This is a genomic window from Synechococcus sp. R55.3, assembly GCF_047461975.1.
In the GTDB taxonomy this organism is placed as follows: domain Bacteria; phylum Cyanobacteriota; class Cyanobacteriia; order Thermostichales; family Thermostichaceae; genus Thermostichus.
In genome coordinates this window covers 14097-37169 of the sequence record NZ_JANSIG010000021.1, presented here as the reverse complement: position 1 = coordinate 37169, position 23073 = coordinate 14097, and the positions used below count along the sequence as shown (strand labels likewise).

Here is a 23073-nt window from a genome sequence, read left to right as displayed (position 1 = left end):
TGGTAGTAATCCGTACTGAACATATTATACATTATTTTCAGTATAGTTGAGCTTATTATTGACTAGAGTCATGCTCTGCTGCAGCCTAGCCTTTGATCATAGTCCGGCTCTGCTCGCCCGTTGGTCTGGGAATCCGTCCGTCAACACATCTTGCGGGCAGGGTGACTGCACAGAGCCGTGGGATCCCTCCTGCCGATGCCATCGGCGGTTAGGACGGACATGGCGCAGGCGATCGCAGGGAAGTCCGTGGCAGCCAGACGGCCCCAAAGCATCCTATACTGTTGCGGCTGTCCTAATCACGCTGTCCGAATCACGAGGAACCTGCCGCTTATGTCTGAGCTTCTCCCTTTGCCTTCCCTCCAAGACCGGGTGGCTGTGGTCACCGGAGCCAGCCGGGGCATTGGTCGGGCGATTGCCCTGCACCTGGGGGCCATTGGAGCAAAAGTGGCGATCAACTACGCCCGCTCCGCTGCCGAAGCCGAGTCCCTGGTGGAAGAGATCGCAGCCCTGGGGGGAGAAGGGATCCCTGTGGCCGCCGATGTGTCTTGCCCAGAGGCAGTGGAGGGCCTGTTTGCCCAGGTGATGGAGCGGTGGGGTCGGGTGGATGTGCTGGTGAACAATGCCGGCATGGCCCGCGACACCCTGCTGCTGCGCATGAAGCCGGAAGATTGGCAGGCGGTGCTGGATCTCAACCTGACGGGGGTCTTTCTCTGCCTAAAGGCAGCCGCCAAAATCATGGTAAAGCAGCGCCAGGGGCGCATCATCAACATCACCTCGGTGGTGGGCTTGGTGGGCAATGCCGGCCAGGCCAACTACAGCGCCGCCAAAGCAGGGGTGGTGGGCCTCACCAAGACAGCAGCTCGCGAGCTGGCCAGCCGCAACATCACCGTCAACGCCGTGGCACCGGGGTTCATCACCACCCAAATGACCGAAAAACTGGATCCTGGCCCGATTTTGGCGCAGATCCCCCTGGGGCGACTGGGATCCCCGGCAGAAGTGGCGGGGCTGGTGCGTTTTTTGGCGGCAGATCCGGCGGCGGCCTACATCACGGGACAGGTTTTTGCCATCGATGGTGGCATGGTGATGAGCTAGGCACTCTACCACGCCAGGGCTAGGCCATCGGCACGAGGTTCGGAAGCCGCAATGAAGTGATCCCCATCCCGCAAGAGGATCTGTCCCCGGCCAAAAAGGCCGTAATCCTCTTCTGCCTCCACCACCTGCACTGCATGGCCGCGGGCGGAGAGTTCGCGCACCACCTGGGGCGGCACCGTGCTCTCCAGCGCCACCTGCGGGATCCCTTGATCCCACAGCACTCGCCAGCGGGGCGCATCCAGAGCCGCCTGGGGGTTCAGGCCGTAATCCACCAAATTCACCACCACCTGCACATGGCCTTGGGGCTGCATTGCCCCCCCCATGACACCAAAAGGGCCGAGGGGGATCCCTTCTCTGGATAGAAAAGCGGGGATGATCGTGTGGTAGGGGCGCTTGCGGGGGCCCACCTGGTTGGGATGGCCGGGCTCCAGGGTGAAACCGGTGCCGCGATTGTGCAGGGCAATGCCCGTGCCCGGAACCAGCAGGCCGCTGCCGAAGCCATCGAAATTCGACTGAATCAAAGACACCATCAACTCCCTATCGGCTGCAGCCAGATAAACCGTTCCCCCCTCCGGCAGCCCTGGCGGAGCCAAGGAGATTGCCTCAGCCCCGATCAACTGCCGCCGCCGCTGCGCATAAGCCTTATCCAGCATCTGGGCAGGACTGACCCGCACATACTCCGGATCTGCCACCTGTCGGCTCACATCGGCAAAGGCCAGCTTCATCGCCTCGATCTGCAGGTGATAGCGCTCGCCGATGGGGATCTGCCCCAGCTCAAAACCCTCCAAAAGGTTGAGCGCCATCAGAGCGGCAATGCCCTGCCCGTTGGGGGGGATCTCCCAGACGGTGTAGCCCCGGTAATCCGTATGGATGGGTTCCACCCAATCGGCCCGGTGCTCAGCCAAGTCGGCGGGGGACAGGAAGCCGCCCGTGGCCTCCGAGAAAGCCAGCAACTTCTCCGCCAGCTCCCCCCGGTAAAAACTCTCCCCACCGCTACGGGCAATCTCTTCTAGGGTTTGAGCATGCAGGGGGCTGCTCCAGCGCTCTCCAGCCCGTGGGGCACGCCCTTGGGGAAAGAAAACGGCCTTGAAGGCGTCGTGGCGCGGATCCGGCAGGGGCAAATAGATGGCCTCCGCCGCCTGCCACAATTGAGCAACTCGGGGAGAGACCGGAAATCCCTCTTGCGCCAGACGAAGGGCAGGCACAAACAGACGCTCGAACGGCAGCTTTCCCCAGCGCCGGTGCAGGGCCTGCCAAGCGGAAACTGCCCCCGGCACCGTCACCGCCGGCCAATCGTAGGGGGGGATCCGCCCATGGTCCCGGTACCGCTCCGGCGTCAGGGCGGCTGGGCTGCGACCGGAAGCATTCAACCCGTACAGCTGACCCTCCTCCCCCCCCTCCCACACCAGAGCAAAGGCATCGCCGCCAATGCCATTGGAGGTTGGCTCCACCACCGTCAAAGCCACCGCCATTGCCACGGCTGCATCCACAGCATTGCCGCCCACCCAGAACATCTCCATGCCCGCCATTGCCGCCAAAGGTTGGCTGGTGGCCACGGATCCCTGTCTGCCCATCACCACCCGTCGCCGCGAAGCAAACGGATAGCGATCCAGGGCCTGCCGCAAAAAAGTGGGTGCTGGCATATCGCTACGCGACGCTCTCGCGAATGGGCTGGGCTCCCTACACAGGCAGGTTATCGCTACGCGACGCTCTCGCGAACAGGAGTGCGGCCAACTCCGCAAAGCTGTCCACCACCACATCTGCCCCGGCGTGGCGCAGTTCCTCGGCGGTGAAAGCCGTGGTGAGGCCCACCGCAAAACAGCCAGCCCCCTTAGCGGCGCGGATCCCGTAGGTGGAGTCTTCAATCACCAAACACAACGCCGGATCCAGCCCCACGGCGGCAGCCGTTTTCAGGTAGGGCTCTGGGTCGGGCTTGGCCCGCTGAATATCTTCGGCGGTAATCACCGCGTCAAACCAGCGGTGCAGGTCGAAGCGCTGGAAAATCTGCGCCTGATCTCGGCGGATAGCTGAGGTAGTGACGGCCAGGGCAGAAAAGCGCCGGCGGCTGGCCGCCAAAAACTCCAGCACCCCCGGCACCAGGGGTACCTCTGCCAGCAGCTCGCCAAAAGCCTTGGCCTTTTCCTCGATCAGGCGCTGCACCAGCAGGGGCTGTTCCGCAGGCGGGGTGTCTGTCTGGTGTTGGACGAGGTACTCGAACATGTCGCGGTCGGTGCGCCCCTTGAACTGCAGGGAGATGGGGGCCAAATCCAGGGATAGGTGGCAGCGTTGCAGGGCAATGGCCCCGGCGCGGGCATGGATTGGTTCCGAATCCACAATCACCCCGTCCATATCGAAGAGCAAGCCGGCAGTCACGTCAGCCTTCCCCTGTTGTAGGCACAGCACTTTGGATTGCATAGACATTATCGCTACGCGACGCTTTCGCGAATGGGCAAGCACGGGACAGGGATCCTCTTTAACAACCCTACTGCCCCGTCTCCATCCCCCACCCGCAGAAGCGGCTGGTGATCTGCCAGATGGGATCCAACACATCGGTCAGGGCGTGGTCGCTCTCCACCGCCACCAGTTGGGCCCAGGGGCGACAGGCCACGTAGTCTCGGCTGGCTTGAATGGGGATGGTTTCATCTTGGATCCCATGCACAATCAAGGTGGGCACAGGCCGTCGCAACGCCCCATCCGGGTAGCGTTGGGCATCGGCGACAAAGCCGTACTCCAAAGGGAGAGGGCGGCCTTCTCCGTAGTGAAACACCATGAGTTGTCCGGTTCGCTGCCAAGTCTCCACCGCCTCTGCCCCCAGCCGCGGCAGCCAATGGCCTAAAAAGCCAAAAGCCGGCGCCAAGAGCACCAAGCGCTGCACACAGGGTTGTCGTTCGGCAACCCAAGCAGCCACCAGGCCCCCCAAGCTAGAGCCGATGAGGGTGACAGGGGGGTAGTTCATCTCGGCAAGCTGGCTGGAAACCTGCTGGATCTGGCGGGTCAGGGTGAGCTGGGCAAAATTGTCCTGGTTCAGATCAGGCACCTGAACAGGGATCCCCACCTGCTGCAGCCGCTGCCGAAAGAAAGTTGCCTTGGCCGACTGCGGCCCAGAGCCGAATCCATGCAGGTAAATCGCCAACACGGAAAGGGATCCCTATGGCCCTGTGGCTGCCGAGAGCCAGCCCGCCCCCAACACCACGCTGATGGAGAGGAAAAGGGTCGCTACCGTCCAGGTGATGCGGTTGAGGTTTTGCTCAGCACTCTTGGAGCTGGAGAACAGCTGGGCCTGCCCGCCAATGCCCGCCAACCCATCCCCCTTAGGGCTGTGCAGCAGCACCAAGATCACCAGCAAGATGGCCGAAGCCGACCAGAGAAACTCGAAAAACGCTTCCATCGCAGCGGATCCCTGTAGGGCAAGTTGCTAAGGCCATTATCGCTTGGAACCGCATCTTAGCGCACCCTGTCTCGGCATCGCTCCCATTTCAAACTCAACTCGTTCAAACTCAACTCGGCAGGCCCAGACCCATCTACTTGCTTCTCAGGTGGAACGGGTGCTGCTCCTTCTGGGGGTGTTGCTTTGCCTCAAAAAACGACCCCAAACGGGGCCGCTCGGTCTTTTCCGAATCTCTATGGAGATCTCCAGTGGATCCCCAGCTCACCTAGAACAAGGGTGAAAAGCATCCACCTCAGTAGCTTACACCCCGGTAAGTCAGGGGCTGATGAGGGTGAGGCATCGCTTTCTTGCTGGTGTGGTGCACACAGAAGGTTTGACCGCGATACTGAGCTTGCAACTCCTCATCACTGAGCTGAGTATGCGCGGGAACGTAGTCAAAGGTGTTGCCACGGAAAGAGAGTTTCATAAGTCGCCTCCATCAACGAAGGGTTGAGTTTGTTGTTGTTGAACCGTAAGCCACGGAGAGAGTGGCGCGATTCAGTTGAGGCGCGTTCCTTCGGGAAGACCCCTACTTCCGTCTCTGCACAGCTCCCAACCAACGGTGAGCCAACTGCAGAGATGAACGATTTATCCTATGTCTGTATCATAACTTACGGTTTTGCAGGTTTTTGGGGGATTTATAGAAATTTAATCCGGCCATACCCGCAAAAGGGATCCCTTGCCGTCGGCTCTTCCGCGGCTTCTCGGGCCTGACTGGGCAATCACCTATGCACTTTTCGGAATAGATTGCCGCAACCGGTTCCGGGCCCAGGGCACCAATCCCGTATTCGGCCAGTCTCCGCAAAATTCTGATTTCTTCTATTTCACCGCCTGCGCAAGTGCCTGCAGCCCTGCTCGCAGACGTTCCTCGATGTCGGCCTCTAGCTGTAGTGTTCCGGCAGCGTCCAACTGAATTTGAGAACTCAGGATATAAACCCCTCTCAAGATGTGGGTTGCCCCCATCACCGCCAGCACAGGTTTCATCGCAAAGTCGATGGACAGCAGATGGGCCAGGGTTCCCCCGGTGGCAATGGGGAGAATCACTTTACCGGTAAAGGCGTCTTGATCCAGCAAATCCAGCAGTGCCTTCAACACACCTGGATAGGAGGCTTTGTAAACGGGAGCAGAGATGACGATCCCGGTAGCTTGGGCCACCTTTTGCTGAATTGCCTTGAGTTGAGGGCTATCGAACTTGGCCAGTGCCAGATCCTCTGGGGGCAAATCCCGCACCGAAACAAACTGAGTGGTCAATCCCAGATCGGACAGGATCCCGGCAGCGTGATGTAAAACGGCTTCTGAGCGAGAAGGAGTGCTGGGACTACCGGAGAGCAGGAGGATGCTGGACATAGGCCGCAGACAGAATACTGCCTCAGTTGTACCAGGGATCCCATGTGAAAGATGATTAACCCACTCTCGCCCTGCCCCAGCATGCACGATAGCTTTGTCTCTCGACGTCATTCCCTGCTGGTCAAATTGCGGGCAAAATATGCCCCCCAACTCCCCACCTACTCAAGGGGTCGGGAACGTGATAGGTTAGATTCAGCAAGGGTTTCAGCTTGCTAAACTTGAGATTGATTTACGCGGGCGTAGTTCAGTGGTAGAACGCTAGCTTCCCAAGCTGGATGTCGTGAGTTCGAGTCTCATCGCCCGCTTTCCCCAACCAACCGGCAAAACCCGCTTTCCGCAAGCATTCCCGGACTTGGCCTAGTCCGGGAAATCAATGAGCTCAAGGTAAAAAGGGGTAGTTCGGGGTCAGTAAGATCTCCTTGGCCAGTGCCCAGTTAGGCAATGAAGCATGCAACTTTACGAGTACGACTTCTATGCCTGGACGCAAAAGCAAGCCGCACTGCTGAAATCGGGGCAGTGGGATCAACTGGATATCGCCAACTTGGTGGAGGAAATTGAGGCTTTGGGCAGGCAAGAACGCCGGGAATTGCTGAACCGGCTGGGGATCCTGGTAGGGCATTTGCTGAAGTGGCAATTGCAACCCCACCTGCGAGGCAAAAGTTGGCGGGCAACGATTACTGAACAACGCCGCCAGATCCAGCGATTGCTCAAAGACAGTCCCAGCCTCAAGCCCGATCTTTCGGCAGCCCTGCAAGAGGCTCACCAGGACGGGATCCTGTTGGTGGTGAGAGAAACACCATTGTCTGAAGCAGATCTGCCTGCCCAGTGTCCCTACACATTTGAGCAGGTGATGGATCCCGACTTTTATCCTGGCAAGGAAGATCCCCAGTGATCTGCTCAGCCCCCGGAACCAGAACCAGGGAGGGAGGGATCCCGACCCCGGTGGGTCTCCATCTGGCTGTCCACTACCCGTCGCAGCACTCCGTTGACGAAAGCGGCGGCCTCAGGATCCCCGTATTTTTTGGCCAATTCTACAGCTTCGTTGATGGCAACCTTCACGGGGCTGCTGGCCAGTATTTCCATCTCCACCACCGCCAGGCGCAGGATATCTCGTTCGATCCGACCAACCCGCTGCAATTGCCAACCCACCAAAGCCTTTTGCAAACGAGCATCAATCGCCTCCTTGTGGGTTCGCAGGGCAGTTAACAGTTGCAAAGCGTAGGCGCGCACTTCTTGGGATTGGGCAATGTACAACAGTTCCGGCATGGACAGGGCAACGCCCACCCGGTTGACTGCTCTTTGGGACAACTGGACAACCTCATCCAAGATGTGGCGGACGCTGTGCAGCCGCTGTTCCAGGTGTTCTAAGGCTTGGCCGGCGTTGCCGAGGGCCACTTGCACCTGCTGGATTAGCTCCAGCAATTCCCCCCGTAAGGCATTGGGGTCAGGAACGTCCGCCTCCTTCAGAGTGATTTCCAGGCGCTGCAGGTGTCGTTGGGCCTGCTGAAGGCGGAGGGTGACGGAGCGGGATCCACCCTCTTCCTTGGGATCCGAATCGGCCAACAACAGGGGATCGCTCTCGTGCAACAAACGGTCGCTGCGCTGGATTTCCGCCGCCGCTGTGGAGAGGGTTTCATGGGTCTCTTCACTCAGGGCGCGGATGGCTGCCAGCAGCAAGTCCTCCAGTTGTTTTTCGCTCAGTTTGGCCGCCGTGGCTGGCAGTTGATTGACCCCCAGCAGGGCCAGTTCGCGGGCAATACGCCGAGGTTGCATTGCAGAATATCCATAGCTTCTGAAAGACTGCCCCATTGCCGCAAGGCGGCGCGCAAGCGCTATCGGGCTTAGCCATGCTAGCAGGTTGCCAATCCATGAAGAACGAGAGACTCACCCGGTCAACCGGCCCTAAAACTGCGACTTAACACCCGAAACACCAAAGATGAACTCTGCTCTGTGCCAAAGCGAGATTGGCTGGATACCGAGAGGGTGAGCCGTCGTTTGCTGCGGGTGATGCCCACATACAGCAGCCGCAGCCGCTCCGCTGCCAAGTCCAAAAAGGCTTGCTTGGTGGCAGAGTCGGCCTGCAGATCCCAACAGCTTTTGGGGCTGAGCTGCCGCAACTGGGCCAGGGCCTCCGCTGTCATATCCACATCTTCCAAAAACCTCAGCCCCAGGGGCCGCTCCTCGTACTGGGTGGGAAACTCGTAGGCCGACACCTGGGGGATGAACACCTGATCCCATTCCAGCCCCTTGGCCCGATGCAGAGTCGAAACGGTGATGCTGCCCGGCTCGGGGTCGAAGGCGAAGATCTCCGAAGGCAAGTTGTTGAGGCGGTGATCCAGAATCACTTGAAATTCTTGGGCGATCTCCTGCCAATCGGTTTCGGGCAGGGATCCCAGCACCTGCTCCAGTTGATCGATTACATAGCGACCCACAAACAGCTCTTCCGGCTTGCGGTAGAGGCTTTGAACGATCACATTCAGCACCTCCGGCCAAGGGGAGCGCCCGGCCCGGAGCCAACCGGCAAGGGTGCGCAGCAGCCTGCCCAAGTTCTGCCAAGGCGGGCCATCGGGCAGAGCGGGAGCCTCACCAAAGTTGGGAAATAGCAGCCGCTCCGGCAGAGAGGCGCGGATCCAGGTCAACATCGGTCCCAGTTCAGCACGTGGGATCCCCGCCCAATCCGCCAAGCAATCCACAGCAGCAGCCAAGCGAGTGGGGGCAGTGGGCTGGGCAAACCAGTCGATGATTCCCTTGAGCTGCAACAACACCCGCCGCTGACTGGGACTGCCCCGCAACAGATCGATCACCCGCTCCGCTCCCATTTCCTGGAGATAGCTGAGGGCTTTGCCCCCCAGCTCGTTGGTGGTGACCAGAATGGCCACCGTTTGGCCGGGAAAAGCTTGGGTGGCTGCAATGGCCTGCCGCGCTACCTGTTGCAGCTCCTCCTCCGGGGATCCGACAACCCGCAGAAAGTCCACACCACCCTCGCTGGCCGGGGGGTTTTGGCCACCGGAGGTGGCCAGTTGAATGGGCTGGGGGGCCAGAGCGGTGCGCAAAGCCGGGATGGGGTGCTGCTGATTCACCCACTCCACCAGGCGGTTGGCCAAAGCGATGATCTGGGGGGCGCTGCGGCTGGATTCATCCAAGAGCACCACCTGAGGACTGGCCTGGCAAAAGGCGCGAAACAGCCGCGGCTCGGCGCTGGTAAAGGTGCCCATGATGCTCTGGTTGGGATCCCCCACCCGCACCAGGTTGCCGGTGCGTTGGCTGAGCAGCCGCAGCAGCTCTTCCTGCAGGGGGGAACTGTCTTGGGCCTCATCCTCGAACAGGTAGTCGTACCAGTTTTGCACCTGCTCCCGCAGCTCCGGGCTGCCCTCGATCAAATCCACTGCTTGCCAGCCCAGGTCGTCGTAGTCTAACTTGCCCAGGCGACGCAATTCCGCCTGATAGCCGGCGTAGATGGGAGCGGCCCAGCCCAGATAGCCCTCGCCGGGGATCACTTCTGGCCCCAGGCGTAGATTCTTGGCCCTGCTGATGACCACCTGCACCATCTGCTGGAAACTGCGCCGGAACTGGGCTCGGTTTTGGGCGATCTTTTGCGGGTTGTTGTCGCCGGGGATCAGCGGCTCCCAGAGCTGAGTATGGCGGACGAGCCAAGCGCGGCACAGGCGGCTGAGCAACCGCTCCTGTTCGTATCCCTCCAAAATAGACAGCTCCTCCCAACGGCTGGGGGCCTCCCGCAACACCCGCAACGACAAAGAATGCAGGGTAAAGGCCTGGGTAAAGCGATCCGGATACCCCGCCCGTTGCAAACGTTGATTGATGCGGCTGATCAAGTTGCCCCGCGCCGAACGCATGTAGGTGAACACCCCGATGCGCTCCGGTGGGATCCCCCGATTGAGAATTAAATCGGCGATCAACAGCTCCAGAATAAAGGTCTTGCCGCTCCCCGGAACGGCGGCGATCCCCAGCGGCCCCGATTGGTAGGCCAACGCCTGTTGCTGCGCCGGACGCAGGGTGACCTCAGGAAAGGGAGAAGAAGCCAGACCCAGCATGGGATCCCTGCCTAGCTGAGGATGAAGGTCTCGATGGCTGCCGCCACCCCGTCTTCTGCCACAGGAGGGGCAATCCAATCGGCATGGGGCAAGAGAGCTGGCGAGGCATTTCCCATCGCCACCCCGATCCCCGCATACCGCAGCATCTCAATGTCGTTGTCGCCATCGCCAATGGCCATCACCTGCTCCGCCGACAACCCCAGCATTTCCTCGGCCAAAAAACGAACGGCATTGCCCTTGTTCACCGCCGGATGGGTAGCCTCGAGAAAAATCGGCTCTGAACGGGTGAGGTAGAGCTGGTCAGGGGAATACCGCCGCCGCAGGGATCCCTGCAATTCCTGCAGGAACTCGGTATCCTCAGAAACAGCCAGGATCTTGGTGGGGCTTCGTCCGTATTGGGCGGAAGAGAACATCTGGAACGGCACCTGAGAGCGCTCAGCATAGGCCTGACTGAGAGGGCTCAGCTCCCGTAAGTAGAGCTGGTCATCGATGTAGAGGTGAACCCCCACCGGCTGATCCTGCAACGCTTGCAACAACTCCTCGGCCAGCGGCCAGTCCAGACTCCAGTGCTTTAGGGTCTTTTGGCTATCGGGATCCCGAATTAAAGCCCCCTGGTAGCTGCATAGGGGCATATCGGCCCCAATCGCGTAGTGGAACCGCTCGGCAGAACGATGCATGCGACCCGTAGCGATGGCTACTCGCACCCCTGCTGCTTTGGCCTTCTGAATGGCCTCCCGAACCGGCTCTGAAACCTGGTTGGAAGGCCCGGCAATCGTGCCATCGATATCCACCACCAACAGCCGAATCTGGGCACGGGGTGGAGAAGATGCCCGCTCTCTTTCCTCGGCTTGGACGTTAGCCTGAGTTTGCATTGCTGTTGTTTGCCCTCCTCCTGGCAACCTTCCAGACCGTAGCATGGCTCTGCCTCGATTGGTTGACGGTCATTGGCCGGCTCAGTACACAAAGAATCAACACAGAAGAATTGAACAAGTGAGATGGCCGGGTGGGGGATCGGTTTCCGCCCCTATTCCCGCCAACGAGAAAGCGTAGAATTAAGAAAGACTAGCCCCGTGATGGACGAAAACATTGTGATCATGCTGAAACGAATCGGTCGCGTCTGCCGGCCTCTGCTGGCCATTGCCCTGGCCTTGACCTTGGCCCTGGCTCCCATAGGCGCTGTTTGGGCACGCAGTGGCGGTCGCATTGGCGGCGGATCTTTCCGGTCTCCGACGTTCTCTGCCCCCCGCTCGATTGGCCCGCACTACTCAGCTCCTGTCTACCCCAGCTATGGAGGCGGCTTTGGTTTTCCGCTGCTGGTGCCCTTTTTCTGGGGAGGGGGGGGTGGCGGCCTGCTGACGCTGCTGCTCTTGGTTGGGGCAGGTAGCTTTTTGGTGCAGACGCTGCGCTCGGGGATCAGATCCGAAGAAGGGGACGATAGCATTGGGGTTCGCGATCCGCAGGTAACCGTTGCGCAGGTGAAAGTGGGCCTGCTGGCCAGCGCCCGACAACTGCAAAAAGACATGAACGCCCTGGCTCTGGAAGCGGATACTCAGTCGCCGGAAGGGCTGAGCCAACTGTTGCAAGAGGTCACTCTTGGCTTGATGCGCTACAGCGACTACTGGGCCTATGGCCATGCCCAAGCCGACAGGCTGCCCTTGTCTCGCGCCGAATCCCTGTTCTACCAAGCCTCCTTGCAAGAGCGCAGCAAGTTCAGCATCGAAAGCCTCAGCAACCGCAACAACCAAATCCAACAGGTTTCCCAAGCGGCGCTGCAGCGGTCTGCTGCCGGGATCCCGGATATCGGCGAGTATCTGGTGGTCACTCTGCTGGTTGCGTATCGTGGCAACTTGGGTACACTACCTGTAGTTAACTCCACGGCGGATCTGCGGCAGTGCCTAGTGCAGTTGGCTTCGATTCCGGCGGAGCGGATTGTAGCCATCGAAGTGCTGTGGACGCCGCAGTTGGAGGGAGACACCCTGTCGGCAGAGGCGCTGTTGACCGAGTACCCAGAAATGCGGCTCCTCTGAGAGCCTTTGGGCGATGGACGGCAACTGTTGGCTGAGTGTCTCAACGCCTTGGGATCCCCGCCGTTCAGGCTAGGGAGGTTGTATGTCCGGGTTGGATGCTTCAGCAAGCAGGGGCCGCCGTTCCCCTTGGGCATGGTCTGGCCAAGTAAACCAGGCAAGTTTTCTGTTGGATGAGCTGTTCGAGGAGCTGGAGAACAGCTTGGAAGAGGGGCTGTCAGAAGCCGGAGAATATCCCTACCTCGGCACAAGGCCCCCGCTGCTTTCCCGGCGCTTCTCTGCTGCCGGGGGGCTACTGCTGGGTATGGCTTTGGCCGCTACTTTGGTGGCAGGGCTGGCCTTTTGGATAACCCTGCGCCCGCGGGCAGTGGTTTTTTCACAGCCTGAGCGGGATCCCTTGGCTGAGGCACCCAATTCTTCCCATTCCGATGCTCACCAGGAGCCCTTGCTTCCCACTGCTGCTGATGTGGATGAAAACCCCAAAGCTCCACCTGAGGATTCTGCAAAGGCTGTCTTGGTCGAACCGGCAAAGCCGCCGACTGTTGCCGCTCCTCTTGCTTCAAGAGGGGTCGGTGCTCCTTCTCCCCCCAGGGCACCTGCTCCTCCGCTGCCGGCATGGATCCCACCCCAGCCTGTGCCGCAGATGAAGCTGGTGGGATTGATCCACGATCCAGGTGCCCCCAAGGCTCTGATCTTGATCGACAACGTGGTGCGGCAGGTGGCTGTTGGCCATGCGGTAAAAGCAGAGTGGCGGGTTACCTCCATCAGCCCCTACGGTGTGAGGGTGAGCAATGGTGCTCAAAGCGTCACCTTGCAGTTGGGGCTGTCGCAGCGGATCTGAATCACCTGGATAGGGATCCCTGCTGGGTTGAGCAGCGCCTGGAGGGTGGGAGATTGGATTGAAGGAGAAGGGGCAGATGAAATTCGCCAAGCCGGGGCGAATAAACCGCTGCAGAGTGAGAGCGGGCTTGGTTTTGGCGTACCTCTGTCTTGGCCTGTCCGCTTGTCGCAGCACACCCCCCTTGTCAGAATCCCCCTCTGGGATCCCGGCGGCCTATGCTAGCCGCCCGCAACTGCAAGGGAAGGCAGTGGTGGAGATGGAGGTGCAAACTGCTGAGGGGGTAGGCAAGGTGATCTTGGCGATCCACGGGGAAGCGGCACCCCTGACCGGCGGCCAGTTCGTGGATTTGGTTCAGCGGGGCTTTTACAATGGCCTCACCTTCCATCGGGTGGAAAAGGATCCGCAGCCTTTTGTGGTGCAGGGTGGGGATCCCCGTGGTGACGGTACAGGGGGTGCAACAGAGCCGGGGAGCAACCGCCTGCGCACCATCCCCCTAGAAATTCGGTTGCGTGGGGAACCCTACCCCCGCTACAACACCTTGATCCAGGATCCCGCTGCTCTGAGTAAGTTGCTCTTGCCCCATCGTTTGGGGGCGGTGGCCATGGCCCGTTCTAGCCCACTTGACTCAGCCTCTTCCCAGTTTTACATCACCCTCGCTGCTCTGCCGATTTTGGACGGGCGCTATGCCGTGTTCGGCTACGTCACCGAGGGGATGGAGTGGGTGGAGCGCATCCAGGTGGGAGATGTGATCCGCTCGGCGCGGGTGTTGGAAGGAGCGGACTTGCTCAGGGTTCCGGGATCCCAACCGGAAAGAGCAGATCAGATGGAGGATCCCGGCAGTTTATGATGGGCAGCAACTCTGCTGCTGGTTTGGTTGTTGTGGCTCTGGCTTTTGTCGTGGGGAAGGGCAAGTTTTGCGCTCGCCCCCTCCGCCAACACCTGGGCACCCTTTCATGCAAGAAGACGCTTTTTCCCCCCTTGAGCCCCTAGACGAGCTGCCACCTCACTCACCGCCGGAGGTGGATGTGGAGCTGATGCTGCAGCAGTTGCAGGATCCGGATCCCTATTTGCGGATGCAGGCGGCCCGCGCCTTCTGTGAGATCGAAGAACCCCGCGCCGTTAAACCCCTGCTGGCCCTAGTCCGGGATCCCTGCCCGTTGGTGCGGGTGGGAGCAGCCTATGCCCTAGGTCGGAATCCGGATCCCGCTGAGGTGGAGGTGCTGATCGAGGGCTTGCGCTGGGATTGGAACGGCTATGTGCGCAAAGGCTTGGTGTGGGCGTTGGGCAATGCCAAGGATCCGCGGGCGTACCCGGTGTTGCTGGAAGTGTTGGCCGGGGATATCGCGGCAGTGCGATTGTGGGCTGCCAGTGCCCTCGGACAACTGGCCCAGGCGCAGGCGTTGCCTGGCCCGGCATTGCATGAGGCGGTCGCAGCTCTCTGCCGGGGCTTGGCTCAAGATCCAATCGCAGCGGTACGCGGCAACTGTGCCTGGAGCTTAGGGATCCTGGGGCAACAGGTGAAACTGGCTCTCGAGGATCCCATTGTTTACACGATGCTAACAAGGCAATTGCTGACCAGCGCCAGTCGCGATCCCGATTGGGGGGTGCGGGATGACGCGCGGCTTGCCCTACAAAAGTTGGCGGATCCCGATTTGCTGGAGCAACTGGATAACCTCGGCTGACCCCTTGGGCTGAGGCAAACCAGCATGGCCATACTGCTGGCTCGAGATCGCTTCCTGGCGTCTGGAAATCTGGGAGATCACCACCTCAGGCGAACATTCCGACAGAAGGTATCCAGTGGGCGGCAGGTTCAGCGAACCAGATCGAGCAGCCAAGCAAAGTAGAAGCGGCTGCGAATGGTTTGTCGCTGCTGCACTTTCCAGCCCCATTCGGTTAATTGGCTCACCAAGATCGCCTCTCGGTGTTGATAGGCGCGGGTGGTTTTGCTGGGGCCGGGGAAGAACTCTCCCACTTTCTTCAGCAGCGTCAGCCAGGGGGTTTTGGGAGCGAAACTGAAGATCAGGCGGGACTGGGCCAGGCAGGTCAGGTGTTTTAACATGCGGAGGGCATCGGCTTCGGGGTAGTGGATCATCACATCAAGGCAGATGACGACATCGTATTCCCCTGTCAATTCCTCCAGATCCGAGACCCAAAATTGGGGGTTGTCTGTGGATCCCAGCTCCATTTGCTGGCGGCGGCGCGCTTCGCTCACCATTTGTTCCGAGATGTCGCTGGCGAACACCTGTGCCCCCCTGGCGGCCAAGGGCAAACTGAGGCTGCCCACCCCGCATCCGGCATCACAAATGCGTAAACCCGAGGGATCCCCCAACCACTGCAACACCGTCTCTACCGTGCGGGCATGGCCAAGGCGGATGTCTTTTTGGACGAAATTGACTTCTTCTTCACCATAAATGCGCCGCCAGCGCTCGAAGCCAACGGAGTTGAAATAATCGCGGACAATGGTTTTTTCCTGCATAGAACTTCCGGCTAGGGATCCGGCGAGAGAAAAAGATGAACGCTCTGCTTTTCTTCGCCAACGCGCATCCCATTCTACCCCGAGGCCCCGTAACCCTCTGCATCGTTGCCCTAGGATTGTATTAGAATTAACCCGCATGCCTTGGATGTTGCCCCATGACCGAAGCTGAGATTGCCCGAGCGTTGCAGGCTCGGTTGGCTGCCCCGGTCAAAATCGCGGTCAAACGCCGCCAAGGTCATCTGCATGTTCTTCTGAATCGATCCTCCTCGGCCCGAGTGGACTACCCCCATCTCATGGAACGGGTGCAGGCGGAGCTCAGAGTGTTGGGCTTGCCCGGCTTGGAGCAGGTCACGGTGTACGGGCGTGAGTCGGGACATTCCGAATACGAGTGGGAGCAAACGGCCCCCTTGTTGAACCCGCTGCTGGCCTCAGAAGAAACCACAGTTCTGTTGGAAAAAAAAGGCGATCGCCTACTGCAGGATCTGACAGTTGTTGCCCCGGATTCGGTCAACTCAAAGCCTGAACCTGCGCCGGAGAATCCTGTCGGGAAAACCGACATAGGCAGCAGGTCCCGCATCTCCTGGGTGTGGCTGGGGGGAGCTGTACTGATTGTTGGAGCTGGGGTAGTTCTTTTGCTGGTTGCCCTTCTCTGAGAGAGCAAAAACCTGGGGTAGAGGCTCTTGTCTTAGGAAAAGCCTCAGGGAGCGTTGCCGAGGGTCGCCGATGGACTTTGAGAACGCCGGGATCCGGTCAGGTTTGCCTTTCGCAGGGCATCCTGCAGCATTCGCTCCACCAACTCGGTGAACGTCCACCCCAGAGCTGCCGCCGCATCAGGACAGAGGGAAGTGGGGGTCATGCCGGGCAGTGTATTCACCTCCAACACCCAAGGATTTTCCTCGGGATCCACCCGCAGATCCACCCGCGCCAAGCCTTCGCACCCCAACACCCGATAGGCCTTCAGACCTGCCGCCTCACAGCGGGCCAATCCTGCCGGGCTGAGGGAACAGGGGATCAGATGCCGCGAGCCACCGGGCGCGTACTTGGCTTCGTAGTCGTAGAAGTCGCCTTGGGCAGGGATGATCTCGATGGCCGGAAGAACTTGGCCGGACAAGATCGAGAGGGTGATCTCCTTGCCGGGAACATAGCGCTCCAGAAAAACCCGCGACGAGACCGAGCGGGCCAACTCCAGCCCCTGAGCCAATGACTGCTCATCCCGGACAATGCTGATGCCCACCGTCGAGCCGTTGTTGCTGGGCTTAACCACCAGTGGGGATCCCAACTCTGCCGCACAGTCGGCCCAAGCGAGGGGGTTTTGGTCATCCCAAACCCGCCAATCGGGGGTAGGGATCCCTGCGGCGCGAAAGATCTGCTTGGAGACCAGCTTATCCATGGCAAGGGCACTGGCCAGCGGCCCGGATCCTTGGTAAGGCAGGCCCAGCCAGTCCAGCATCCCCTGTACCACCCCATCCTCGCCGCCGGGGCCATGCAGGGCAATCCAAACGAAATCGCAGCCGGCTTGCCGTTCCTGCCAAAGGCGCAGCGGCAGATCCTCCTCTGGGTCGATCACCTTCACCCGGTGGCCCAAATCCTCCAAAGCTCGCTTGCAGGCTTTACCCGTTACCCAAGAAACTTGACGTTCTGCCGAACGACCCCCCGCCAAGACAACAATGTTCATGGCTTAACCCCGAAGCACTCCCCACCCTTGACAACCGGCACCAAGATACCGGCATTCCTTCACTCTACTCTACGAAGGGGGCCGCCGGCGGCGCAAAAACTCGGGAATATCCAAGCCACCCGACATCGGAGGCTCAGGCTCCGGGGGCTGTCGAGGCGGCAGCTCAGGGCTCGTGGGGGTGGGCTTACGAACCCCTGACTTGTTGGAGGCAGAAACTTTGGTTGCAGCAGGGATGGCAGCCGCACGGGCTTTCTCATGGAAACCGGTGGCAATAACGGTGATGCGCACTTCCCCCTGCATGCGCTCGTCTTGGACGGTGCCGAAGATGATGTTGGCCTCGGGATCCACAGCTTCGGCGATGATCTCGGCAGCCACTGTGACTTCATGCAAGGACAAATCCGGCCCACCGGTAATGTTGAAGAGGACACCTTTGGCCCCTTCGATGGAGGTTTCCAAAAGCGGCGAAGATACAGCGGTAATGGCAGCCTCGCGGGCGCGAGATTTGCCGGATCCCATGCCAATCCCCATCAAGGCAGAACCGGCATCGGCCATCACGCTGCGCACATCGGCAAAATCCACGTTGATCATGCCGGGGATGAGAATGATATCCGAGATGCCCTGCACCCCCTGACGCAGCACATCATCCGCAACGCGAAAAGCCTCTTGGACAGGGGTTTGCTCGGAGATCACCGAAAGCAACTTGTCGTTGGGAATCACAATCAGGGTATCGACTGCCTCTTGCAGCGCTTGGATCCCTTCCTCGGCCTGCTTGCTGCGGCGCTTGCCCTCAAAGGAAAAGGGCCGTGTCACCACTCCCACCGTCAGGGCACCGCTGGCTTTGGCAATTTGGGCAATGATGGGTGCTCCACCCGTGCCCGTGCCTCCCCCCATGCCGGCGGCAATGAAGACCAGATCTGCTCCTTTGATGGCTGCTGCTATTTCTTCGCTGGATTCTTCTGCCGCTTTCTGGCCAATAGCCGGGTTACCGCCTGCACCCAAGCCTCGAGTCAACTTCTGCCCAATTTGCAAGCGGTTCACCGTCGAGGACTGGGCAAGGGCCTGCGCATCGGTATTGACGCTCCAAAACTCAACGCCCACGAGGTTACTGGCCGCCATCCGACTGACCGCGTTGCCACCCCCACCCCCCACGCCTACAACCTTAATCTTTGCGGCATTGCTCGGCATGATCTCCTCTGGACGATCCGCCGCTCTGGTCTGAGATCCGTTCCTCTCATACTCGGCGTGAGAGCCTTCTCCCCTGTAGCCCTCATTCCAATGGGAAGGCGTTGACTGAGTTTGATCGAGCCCTTGCCCAGGATTGGGAGGATGGATGTCTGACCAATTGGATGGCATGTCAGCTCTCACGATAACTTAAATTCTGGCAAATATCGAACATGCTAGCTGATTTAATATAAGGCAACTCTCTTCAGATGCCAACGCTGCAGACGTTTGTGAATCTTCCGGTTGGATACGCCTCTCCTAGAGAGTCCCATTGGCAGAGTCGTAGGTAGCCTTCTGTCTCGCACTTTGCTTGTGAATCCTCCCTTGCGCAGGGGCATTTCTCTCTGAACTTGTCTCAAAGCTCTTCGCTGGGTGGATAGGTGTTCTCGAATACTTAGACAAAGTTTGGATGGGTCAAGCTGCTGCCGAGATGGCCCGCGATAGCAGCCCTTCCGCCGGTCACCTGCACAAGATCCGCTGCCAGAGCCCCTTACCCAAGTGGGCCGGGAACCCAGATGCGGAGGGAGTAAACTCGCGAAAGGGCTGTAACGACATTCGTGATTGCCCAAAATGAACATCGCGCCTTGCTTTTCAAGTATCCGGGAATACCGGCCTCCTGTAGTCAAAATGGGATGCTGCCGGGGCACCTTTTTGGAGAAATAAACCACTACCAGAATCTGTTGCAGAGCGCTGTCCCTTGCAAGGGAGAAAGAGCCCAAAGGGTGGTTTCGGTACAAGAGGCCGACCCCAATAAGGCGACGAGTCCCCTATCTGGCCAAAGGCTGATAGAGGGCCGCTTCTAGAACTGAGGCTTTGGCATTCTGTGGAGACCCGGGATCCAGGTTTGCGTTCAGACCAACTCCAGGTGGATCTCCGCTTTCAGCCGTTGGGGGAGGGAAATTTTGAATACATCCCCCTGATTCATTTCCTGGGCACCTTTCATGCTGGCCAGGGCTTCCACCACTTCCTCAGAGTTGGCGGTTAGCACCACAGCGGGGCGCTCGCAGGCAATGGGGAAATCGTGCCACGTGCCGAGGTGCAGCAGCAGCCCATGCCCGGCAGGGAATCGCAGGGCTTGTACTTTGTCGAGATCGGGAGCTTCTTGGGGATGGTTGGGAGGAGCCATCACCATGATGAACGGCTCTTGCCCCAGACCGACGAACAACTGGGTCATACGCATGTGGCGCTCTAGCCAGAGCACAGGTGGATAGCCGGGCAGGATCTTGGCGGTACGGATAACAGCTCTACCGGTGTACTGAAAGTCGATGTTTTGTCCTTCCAGGACACGCTCCTGATAAAAGGGGATCCCCAGGCCAGGATTGGTCACATCGTCCCCCAAAAGTTGGCCGAAGGGTTGCACATTTTCCGGGGTGGCATCCACAATCGGCACCCGGACAACGGTGGTGGCAGTTGCAGTCGTACTCATGGTTGGCATCCTCGCTCTTTCTTGGACTGGGGTCAATTGGATTGGAGTCAGACTTTTTATCTTATTGAGAGCGACAGGAAAGAAACGGTTTTCCCGGTAACGGTCTATGCGTCTCTAATTCTTACCTTGTCCTTCTTGAGGGCACGTACTAGGTCTCGAATTGAGTACCGAGGAGCGAGGAGTGAGAAGTGAGAAGAGAGGAGTGAGAGGAAGAAATCTCTCCTCTTTCCTCTCTGCTCTTTGCTCTCTGCGGCTGGTTGGGGCCGCACTCAGCGGAGTCAGCTATGGGCTGCTGGGGGTGGATCCCCACTGGGGGCTGGGCTTGGGGACGGCGGTGCTGGGGTCTATCCTATTTGCCCTGCGCTACCGCAAAACCCGAAAGTTGATGCCTGCCAGCTTGATGTTCATCCTCAGCTTGGGAGCGGCTGTCCTTCTGGGGCTTAGCTTTGGATCGGCTTAGGCGACCTCTGGTCGCGCCGGTGGGGCGGAGTCAGTCAGACATTCGATGTAGTCGATCTTCAGCTCTCGGCCCGAGCGAATCTCCTCCATCGGGGATCCGCAGTTGGGGCAAGCATAGCGCCGGCCTATCTCTGGCTTGTACTCTTGGCTACAGGGCTGGCAATAGGCAATGAGCGGCGTTTCCCGGATGACCAACTGGGATCCCTGTAGGAAAGTACCCTGGGTTTGTGCGGCATAGGCAAAAGTTAGGCTGGCCGGCTCTACACAGGTAAACTGTCCCACCACCAGGTGCACCCGAGCAATCTGAGGCTGTCCTGGCTGACTTTGCCACCAGTCGCGTAGTGTTTGGATCAAGGCGCGGGTCATGTCGGTCTCGTGCATCTCTCACCTCCAGTCGCCGACCATTTCTGGCGTCGCCTCCGGGTGGATGTAGGCGGGCTTTTCTCGGCGCGGCAGTTGCCCAGATACCACCAAATGCGCCAGCGTATCGCAAATGACTCGGGTGGCCATCAGGGCTGTGATATCGCTGATGTCGTAGGGGGGAGAGACTTCCACCACCTCTAGGCCGCAGATCGGCGCTTCCCGCACAATGCGCTTGAGCAAGTAGAGCGCTTCCCGCGGCAGCAGCCCACCGGGCTCCGGCCAGCCTGTACCCGGCACAAAGCCGGCATCGATGCAGTCGATATCGAAGCTGATGTACACACAATCGGTGCCGTCTAGAGCTTTTTCGAGGGCGAAATCGGCGGCTGCATCCAAGCCCATTTCGGTGATGTCGGTAACGGTGAGGATATGGGTGGCCCGCTCCCGGCACACTTTCACCCCTTGCCGTGGCACTTGCCAGCCGCCAATGCCCAGTTGCACCAGGTTATGGGCCGGTGCGTTGCGGATGTTGGTGGCATGAAACCAAGGACAGGTGTGCATGCGCTCATCCAAGTCGGTTTCTTGGGTGTCCACATGGCGGTCGAAGTGGATGATGCCCATCTTCTTGTCCCCCAAGTGGCGACAGATCCCCCGCACCGTGGGAAAGCCAATCGAATGATCCCCGCCCAGGATGACGGGAAAGGCGCCAGACCCGAAAATGTGAGCTACCCCTTTGGAGATTTGGTCGAAGGATTTTTCGTTGTTGGCCGGGATCGTAAAAATATCGCCGACATCGCAGAGGGTGATCTGCTCTCGCAGATCGACGCCAAACTCAAAGTTGTAGGGGGTGTACAGAGCGGAAATGCGCCGGATCCCCTGTGGGCCAAAGCGAGTGCCGGGCCGATAGGTGGTGCCGGAATCGTGGGGTACACCCACCACTGCCACATCGTACTCCCCAACTTTGCGCACATCCTCCAGGTAGGGAGCCTTGAGGAAGGTGTTGATGCCGGCATAATGGGGCAATTCGCCACGGGAAAAGGTGGGGATGGAGCGATCGCCGATGCTGGCTGCTGCCTCGAGGCCAAACTCTAAGCCTCGACTCACCTCTTGCTGCCAACCGGATAGGGAAAGCCTCGCTTCCTTGGCCAGAGCCGCTTGGGCTTCGGTAGAAAAGCCGTTATTTGCGTTCGATTCGGTGGTCATGGTTGGGATCCCCCGTTAGGTGGTGTATTCGGCGTTGATGCGCACGTAATCGTAGCTGAGATCGCAGCCCCAGGCCACGCCCTGGCCGGATCCCTGATGGAGATCCACGGTAAAGGTCACCGGATTCCCTTTCAAGTACTCAGAGGCTGCCTTGCGATCGAAAGCCAGGGGCATTCCCGCCTGCATGAGCAGAAAATCCCCCAGACGAATATCCAACCGGCGGCTGTCAAAAGGGATCCCGGCCCGTCCGGCGGCGGCTGCCACCCGTCCCCAGTTGGGATCGTTGCCAAAAGCTGCCGCCTTCACCAAGGGAGAGCTGGCGATCACACGGGCCATATGCCGGGCTGCCCCATCATCCACAGCCCCACACACCCGAATTTCCAGCAGCTTGGTAGCTCCTTCCCCATCGCGGGCAATGGCCTTAGCCAGATGAATGCAAACTTGGTTGACCATCTCCGCCAAAGTCTGGGCAGCTTCTGTGCCGGCTTGCAGGGTTGGGATCCCACTTTGGCCGTTGGCCAGAGCCAAGAGCATGTCGTTGGTGCTGGTATCCCCATCCACCGTGATTTGGTTAAAGCTGAGGTCGGCAGCTTGCTTGAGGATCTGCTGCCACAGGCGGGGATCCACAGCCGCGTCACAGGTTAAAAAAGCCAGCATCGTGGCCAAGTTGGGGTGGATCATGCCGGATCCCTTGGCAATGCCCCCGACCCTGACGGTGTACCCGTCGATCTCAGCTTGCAGGGCAACGCTTTTGGTCACCAAGTCGGTGGTGATGATGGCGCGGGCGGCGCTCTCCCCCCCCTCTGGAGAGAGGCTGTCGATAAGGCCAGGCAGGGCTGCTTGGATTTTCGGCATTTCCAGTTGTCGCCCGATGACCCCTGTGGAGGCCGTGAGCACCTGATGGGCCGGGATCCCCAACCGTTCTGCCACCCAGAGGGCCAGTTGGGCATTGTTGCGCTCCCCTTCTTCGCCGGTACAGGCATTGGCTTGCCCGGCATTGCAGAGAATGGCCCGCACCGGCTGCTGCTGGGAAAGGATCCCTTGGTTGTAGGTGACACAGGCTGCTTTGACCTGATTGGTGGTGAAAACGCCTGCCCCAACCGCATCGCACTCGGAAACGATCAAGGCCAGATCCGCAGCTCCTGAGGGCTTTAGACCAGCGGCCACTCCAGCAGCTCGAAACCCTTGCGGGGCAGTAACGGCGCCTTCAACCGGTCTAAATTGGGATCCCATGTGTTCCTTGGCCAGGGGGTGGTCGGCAATATCATACCGGCTGGCTGCCCGGATTTGGACTATCGCAAGCTTTCGGTGAAAAACTCTCTAAGAACCGGTTCTGAGGGCAAGAGTTGTAGTTATGCCTACCAAGCAGAGGCAGCAGAGAGGGGTATTTTGAAAGTGTGCGCTTTCTATCACCCATCTTTTCCCCTTTTTAGATTGGGAAGGATACTCTTCTATCCTCTGCTCTGGGAA

The 23073-nt window shown here is 59.5% G+C and carries 24 protein-coding genes, 1 tRNA gene and 1 riboswitch; of the genes, 9 read left to right on the top strand and 16 right to left on the bottom strand.

Annotated elements, in window-relative coordinates; translation table 11 throughout:
* Positions 1–330: 330 nt before the first annotated feature.
* Positions 331–1092 carry a 3-oxoacyl-[acyl-carrier-protein] reductase gene (fabG, locus tag NW849_RS05300; RefSeq protein WP_414356363.1) on the top strand — a complete coding sequence of 254 codons (762 nt, stop codon included), beginning with the start codon at positions 331–333 and terminating at the stop codon, positions 1090–1092.
* A 5-nt stretch (positions 1093–1097) separates the two neighbouring features.
* Here fabG and NW849_RS05295 read toward each other — a convergent pair whose 3' ends face one another.
* The 6 genes from NW849_RS05295 to ssuE all read right to left on the bottom strand — a co-directional run bounded on the left by NW849_RS05295 (position 1098) and on the right by ssuE (position 5866).
* On the bottom strand, positions 1098–2735 hold the full coding sequence (locus NW849_RS05295; protein ID WP_414356361.1) for a gamma-glutamyltransferase family protein: 1638 nt from the start codon (positions 2733–2735) through the stop codon (positions 1098–1100).
* 37 nt (positions 2736–2772) lie between these two features.
* On the bottom strand, positions 2773–3507 hold the full coding sequence (locus tag NW849_RS05290) for an HAD family hydrolase (protein WP_414356359.1): 735 nt from the start codon (positions 3505–3507) through the stop codon (positions 2773–2775).
* 67 nt (positions 3508–3574) lie between these two features.
* The gene (locus tag NW849_RS05285; RefSeq protein WP_414356357.1) at positions 3575–4228 is read right to left on the bottom strand and encodes a YqiA/YcfP family alpha/beta fold hydrolase; all 654 of its coding nucleotides are present in this window, start codon (positions 4226–4228) and stop codon (positions 3575–3577) included.
* A gap of 12 nt (positions 4229–4240) precedes the next feature.
* Entirely contained in the window at positions 4241–4480 is a 240-nt protein-coding gene (gene secG / locus NW849_RS05280) for a preprotein translocase subunit SecG (RefSeq protein WP_011433676.1), read from the bottom strand.
* A 292-nt stretch (positions 4481–4772) separates the two neighbouring features.
* Positions 4773–4946: a DUF4278 domain-containing protein gene (locus NW849_RS05275; RefSeq protein WP_083757650.1), complete on the bottom strand. Its 174-nt coding sequence runs from the start codon at positions 4944–4946 to the stop codon at positions 4773–4775.
* A 79-nt stretch (positions 4947–5025) separates the two neighbouring features.
* Positions 5026–5107, bottom strand: a riboswitch (Glutamine riboswitch).
* A gap of 231 nt (positions 5108–5338) precedes the next feature.
* The gene (gene ssuE / locus NW849_RS05270) at positions 5339–5866 is read right to left on the bottom strand and encodes an NADPH-dependent FMN reductase (protein ID WP_414331394.1); all 528 of its coding nucleotides are present in this window, start codon (positions 5864–5866) and stop codon (positions 5339–5341) included.
* 233 nt (positions 5867–6099) lie between these two features.
* Here ssuE and NW849_RS05265 point away from each other — a divergent pair.
* Positions 6100–6171 (top strand) — tRNA-Gly (locus NW849_RS05265).
* A gap of 143 nt (positions 6172–6314) precedes the next feature.
* On the top strand, positions 6315–6758 hold the full coding sequence (locus tag NW849_RS05260) for a DUF29 domain-containing protein (RefSeq protein ID WP_414356354.1): 444 nt from the start codon (positions 6315–6317) through the stop codon (positions 6756–6758).
* Positions 6759–6763: 5 nt separating this feature from the next.
* Here NW849_RS05260 and nusB read toward each other — a convergent pair whose 3' ends face one another.
* From nusB to NW849_RS05245, 3 genes are all read right to left on the bottom strand, one after another.
* Positions 6764–7639, bottom strand: coding sequence for a transcription antitermination factor NusB (nusB, locus tag NW849_RS05255; RefSeq protein WP_414331399.1), 876 nt, complete (start codon positions 7637–7639; stop codon positions 6764–6766).
* 119 nt (positions 7640–7758) lie between these two features.
* Positions 7759–9918: an ATP-dependent helicase gene (locus NW849_RS05250; RefSeq protein WP_414356353.1), complete on the bottom strand. Its 2160-nt coding sequence runs from the start codon at positions 9916–9918 to the stop codon at positions 7759–7761.
* Positions 9919–9929: 11 nt separating this feature from the next.
* Positions 9930–10790 (bottom strand): Cof-type HAD-IIB family hydrolase, encoded by an 861-nt coding sequence (locus NW849_RS05245; protein WP_414330353.1) that lies wholly within the window; start codon positions 10788–10790, stop codon positions 9930–9932.
* Between the two features lie 201 nt (positions 10791–10991).
* On the opposite strand from NW849_RS05245, the gene NW849_RS05240 reads away from it, so the two are divergent.
* From NW849_RS05240 to NW849_RS05225, 4 genes are all read left to right on the top strand, one after another.
* Positions 10992–11945 carry a DUF1517 domain-containing protein gene (locus NW849_RS05240; protein ID WP_414356351.1) on the top strand — a complete coding sequence of 318 codons (954 nt, stop codon included), beginning with the start codon at positions 10992–10994 and terminating at the stop codon, positions 11943–11945.
* Between the two features lie 82 nt (positions 11946–12027).
* Complete coding sequence (locus NW849_RS05235) at positions 12028–12783, top strand: hypothetical protein (protein WP_414356350.1); 756 nt, start codon at positions 12028–12030, stop codon at positions 12781–12783.
* A gap of 76 nt (positions 12784–12859) precedes the next feature.
* Positions 12860–13630 carry a peptidylprolyl isomerase gene (locus NW849_RS05230; RefSeq protein WP_414356348.1) on the top strand — a complete coding sequence of 257 codons (771 nt, stop codon included), beginning with the start codon at positions 12860–12862 and terminating at the stop codon, positions 13628–13630.
* Positions 13631–13736: 106 nt separating this feature from the next.
* Positions 13737–14465, top strand: a complete 729-nt coding sequence (locus tag NW849_RS05225; protein ID WP_414356345.1) for a HEAT repeat domain-containing protein — start codon at positions 13737–13739, stop codon at positions 14463–14465.
* Positions 14466–14593: 128 nt separating this feature from the next.
* Here the strand turns inward: NW849_RS05225 and bchM are convergent, their stop codons facing one another.
* The gene (gene bchM, locus NW849_RS05220; protein ID WP_414356342.1) at positions 14594–15259 is read right to left on the bottom strand and encodes a magnesium protoporphyrin IX methyltransferase; all 666 of its coding nucleotides are present in this window, start codon (positions 15257–15259) and stop codon (positions 14594–14596) included.
* 155 nt (positions 15260–15414) lie between these two features.
* Between bchM and NW849_RS05215 the strand changes: the two genes are divergently transcribed.
* Positions 15415–15912: a hypothetical protein gene (locus NW849_RS05215; protein ID WP_414356340.1), complete on the top strand. Its 498-nt coding sequence runs from the start codon at positions 15415–15417 to the stop codon at positions 15910–15912.
* Between the two features lie 44 nt (positions 15913–15956).
* Here NW849_RS05215 and NW849_RS05210 read toward each other — a convergent pair whose 3' ends face one another.
* The 3 genes from NW849_RS05210 to NW849_RS05200 form a co-directional block, all read right to left on the bottom strand.
* On the bottom strand, positions 15957–16934 hold the full coding sequence (locus NW849_RS05210; protein ID WP_414356339.1) for a D-alanine--D-alanine ligase: 978 nt from the start codon (positions 16932–16934) through the stop codon (positions 15957–15959).
* Positions 16935–17003: 69 nt separating this feature from the next.
* Positions 17004–18119, bottom strand: coding sequence for a cell division protein FtsZ (gene ftsZ, locus NW849_RS05205; protein WP_414356337.1), 1116 nt, complete (start codon positions 18117–18119; stop codon positions 17004–17006).
* 886 nt (positions 18120–19005) lie between these two features.
* Positions 19006–19581: an ureidoglycolate lyase gene (locus tag NW849_RS05200; RefSeq protein ID WP_414356334.1), complete on the bottom strand. Its 576-nt coding sequence runs from the start codon at positions 19579–19581 to the stop codon at positions 19006–19008.
* A 202-nt stretch (positions 19582–19783) separates the two neighbouring features.
* On the opposite strand from NW849_RS05200, the gene NW849_RS05195 reads away from it, so the two are divergent.
* Entirely contained in the window at positions 19784–20041 is a 258-nt protein-coding gene (locus NW849_RS05195; RefSeq protein ID WP_414356331.1) for a TMEM14 family protein, read from the top strand.
* Here the strand turns inward: NW849_RS05195 and hypA are convergent.
* From hypA to argJ, 3 genes are read right to left on the bottom strand one after another with little or no spacing between them, the layout of a single operon-like run.
* Complete coding sequence (gene hypA / locus NW849_RS05190) at positions 20038–20421, bottom strand: hydrogenase maturation nickel metallochaperone HypA (RefSeq protein ID WP_414356329.1); 384 nt, start codon at positions 20419–20421, stop codon at positions 20038–20040. The genes NW849_RS05195 and hypA overlap by 4 nt on opposite strands.
* A 3-nt stretch (positions 20422–20424) precedes the next feature.
* Positions 20425–21603: an agmatinase gene (gene speB / locus NW849_RS05185; protein ID WP_414356327.1), complete on the bottom strand. Its 1179-nt coding sequence runs from the start codon at positions 21601–21603 to the stop codon at positions 20425–20427.
* Between the two features lie 15 nt (positions 21604–21618).
* Positions 21619–22836 carry a bifunctional glutamate N-acetyltransferase/amino-acid acetyltransferase ArgJ gene (gene argJ, locus NW849_RS05180; protein WP_414356325.1) on the bottom strand — a complete coding sequence of 406 codons (1218 nt, stop codon included), beginning with the start codon at positions 22834–22836 and terminating at the stop codon, positions 21619–21621.
* Between the last annotated feature and the right edge of the window lie 237 nt (positions 22837–23073).

Coding starts and splice junctions, on each gene's coding strand:
- NW849_RS05250 (WP_414356353.1), bottom strand. CDS start 9,918: ATGCTGGGTCTGGCTTCTTCTCCCTTTCCTGAGGTCACCCTGCGTCCG.
- speB (WP_414356327.1), bottom strand. CDS start 21,603: ATGACCACCGAATCGAACGCAAATAACGGCTTTTCTACCGAAGCCCAA.
- NW849_RS05245 (WP_414330353.1), bottom strand. CDS start 10,790: ATGCAAACTCAGGCTAACGTCCAAGCCGAGGAAAGAGAGCGGGCATCT.
- ftsZ (WP_414356337.1), bottom strand. CDS start 18,119: ATGCCGAGCAATGCCGCAAAGATTAAGGTTGTAGGCGTGGGGGGTGGG.
- fabG (WP_414356363.1), top strand. CDS start 331: ATGTCTGAGCTTCTCCCTTTGCCTTCCCTCCAAGACCGGGTGGCTGTG.
- NW849_RS05230 (WP_414356348.1), top strand. CDS start 12,860: ATGAAATTCGCCAAGCCGGGGCGAATAAACCGCTGCAGAGTGAGAGCG.
- ssuE (WP_414331394.1), bottom strand. CDS start 5,866: ATGTCCAGCATCCTCCTGCTCTCCGGTAGTCCCAGCACTCCTTCTCGC.
- NW849_RS05200 (WP_414356334.1), bottom strand. CDS start 19,581: ATGAGTACGACTGCAACTGCCACCACCGTTGTCCGGGTGCCGATTGTG.
- NW849_RS05260 (WP_414356354.1), top strand. CDS start 6,315: ATGCAACTTTACGAGTACGACTTCTATGCCTGGACGCAAAAGCAAGCC.
- bchM (WP_414356342.1), bottom strand. CDS start 15,259: ATGCAGGAAAAAACCATTGTCCGCGATTATTTCAACTCCGTTGGCTTC.
- NW849_RS05240 (WP_414356351.1), top strand. CDS start 10,992: ATGGACGAAAACATTGTGATCATGCTGAAACGAATCGGTCGCGTCTGC.
- NW849_RS05210 (WP_414356339.1), bottom strand. CDS start 16,934: ATGAACATTGTTGTCTTGGCGGGGGGTCGTTCGGCAGAACGTCAAGTT.
- NW849_RS05275 (WP_083757650.1), bottom strand. CDS start 4,946: ATGAAACTCTCTTTCCGTGGCAACACCTTTGACTACGTTCCCGCGCAT.
- NW849_RS05295 (WP_414356361.1), bottom strand. CDS start 2,735: ATGCCAGCACCCACTTTTTTGCGGCAGGCCCTGGATCGCTATCCGTTT.
- argJ (WP_414356325.1), bottom strand. CDS start 22,836: ATGGGATCCCAATTTAGACCGGTTGAAGGCGCCGTTACTGCCCCGCAA.
- NW849_RS05290 (WP_414356359.1), bottom strand. CDS start 3,507: ATGCAATCCAAAGTGCTGTGCCTACAACAGGGGAAGGCTGACGTGACT.
- NW849_RS05235 (WP_414356350.1), top strand. CDS start 12,028: ATGTCCGGGTTGGATGCTTCAGCAAGCAGGGGCCGCCGTTCCCCTTGG.
- secG (WP_011433676.1), bottom strand. CDS start 4,480: ATGGAAGCGTTTTTCGAGTTTCTCTGGTCGGCTTCGGCCATCTTGCTG.
- hypA (WP_414356329.1), bottom strand. CDS start 20,421: ATGCACGAGACCGACATGACCCGCGCCTTGATCCAAACACTACGCGAC.
- nusB (WP_414331399.1), bottom strand. CDS start 7,639: ATGCAACCTCGGCGTATTGCCCGCGAACTGGCCCTGCTGGGGGTCAAT.
- NW849_RS05215 (WP_414356340.1), top strand. CDS start 15,415: ATGACCGAAGCTGAGATTGCCCGAGCGTTGCAGGCTCGGTTGGCTGCC.
- NW849_RS05225 (WP_414356345.1), top strand. CDS start 13,737: ATGCAAGAAGACGCTTTTTCCCCCCTTGAGCCCCTAGACGAGCTGCCA.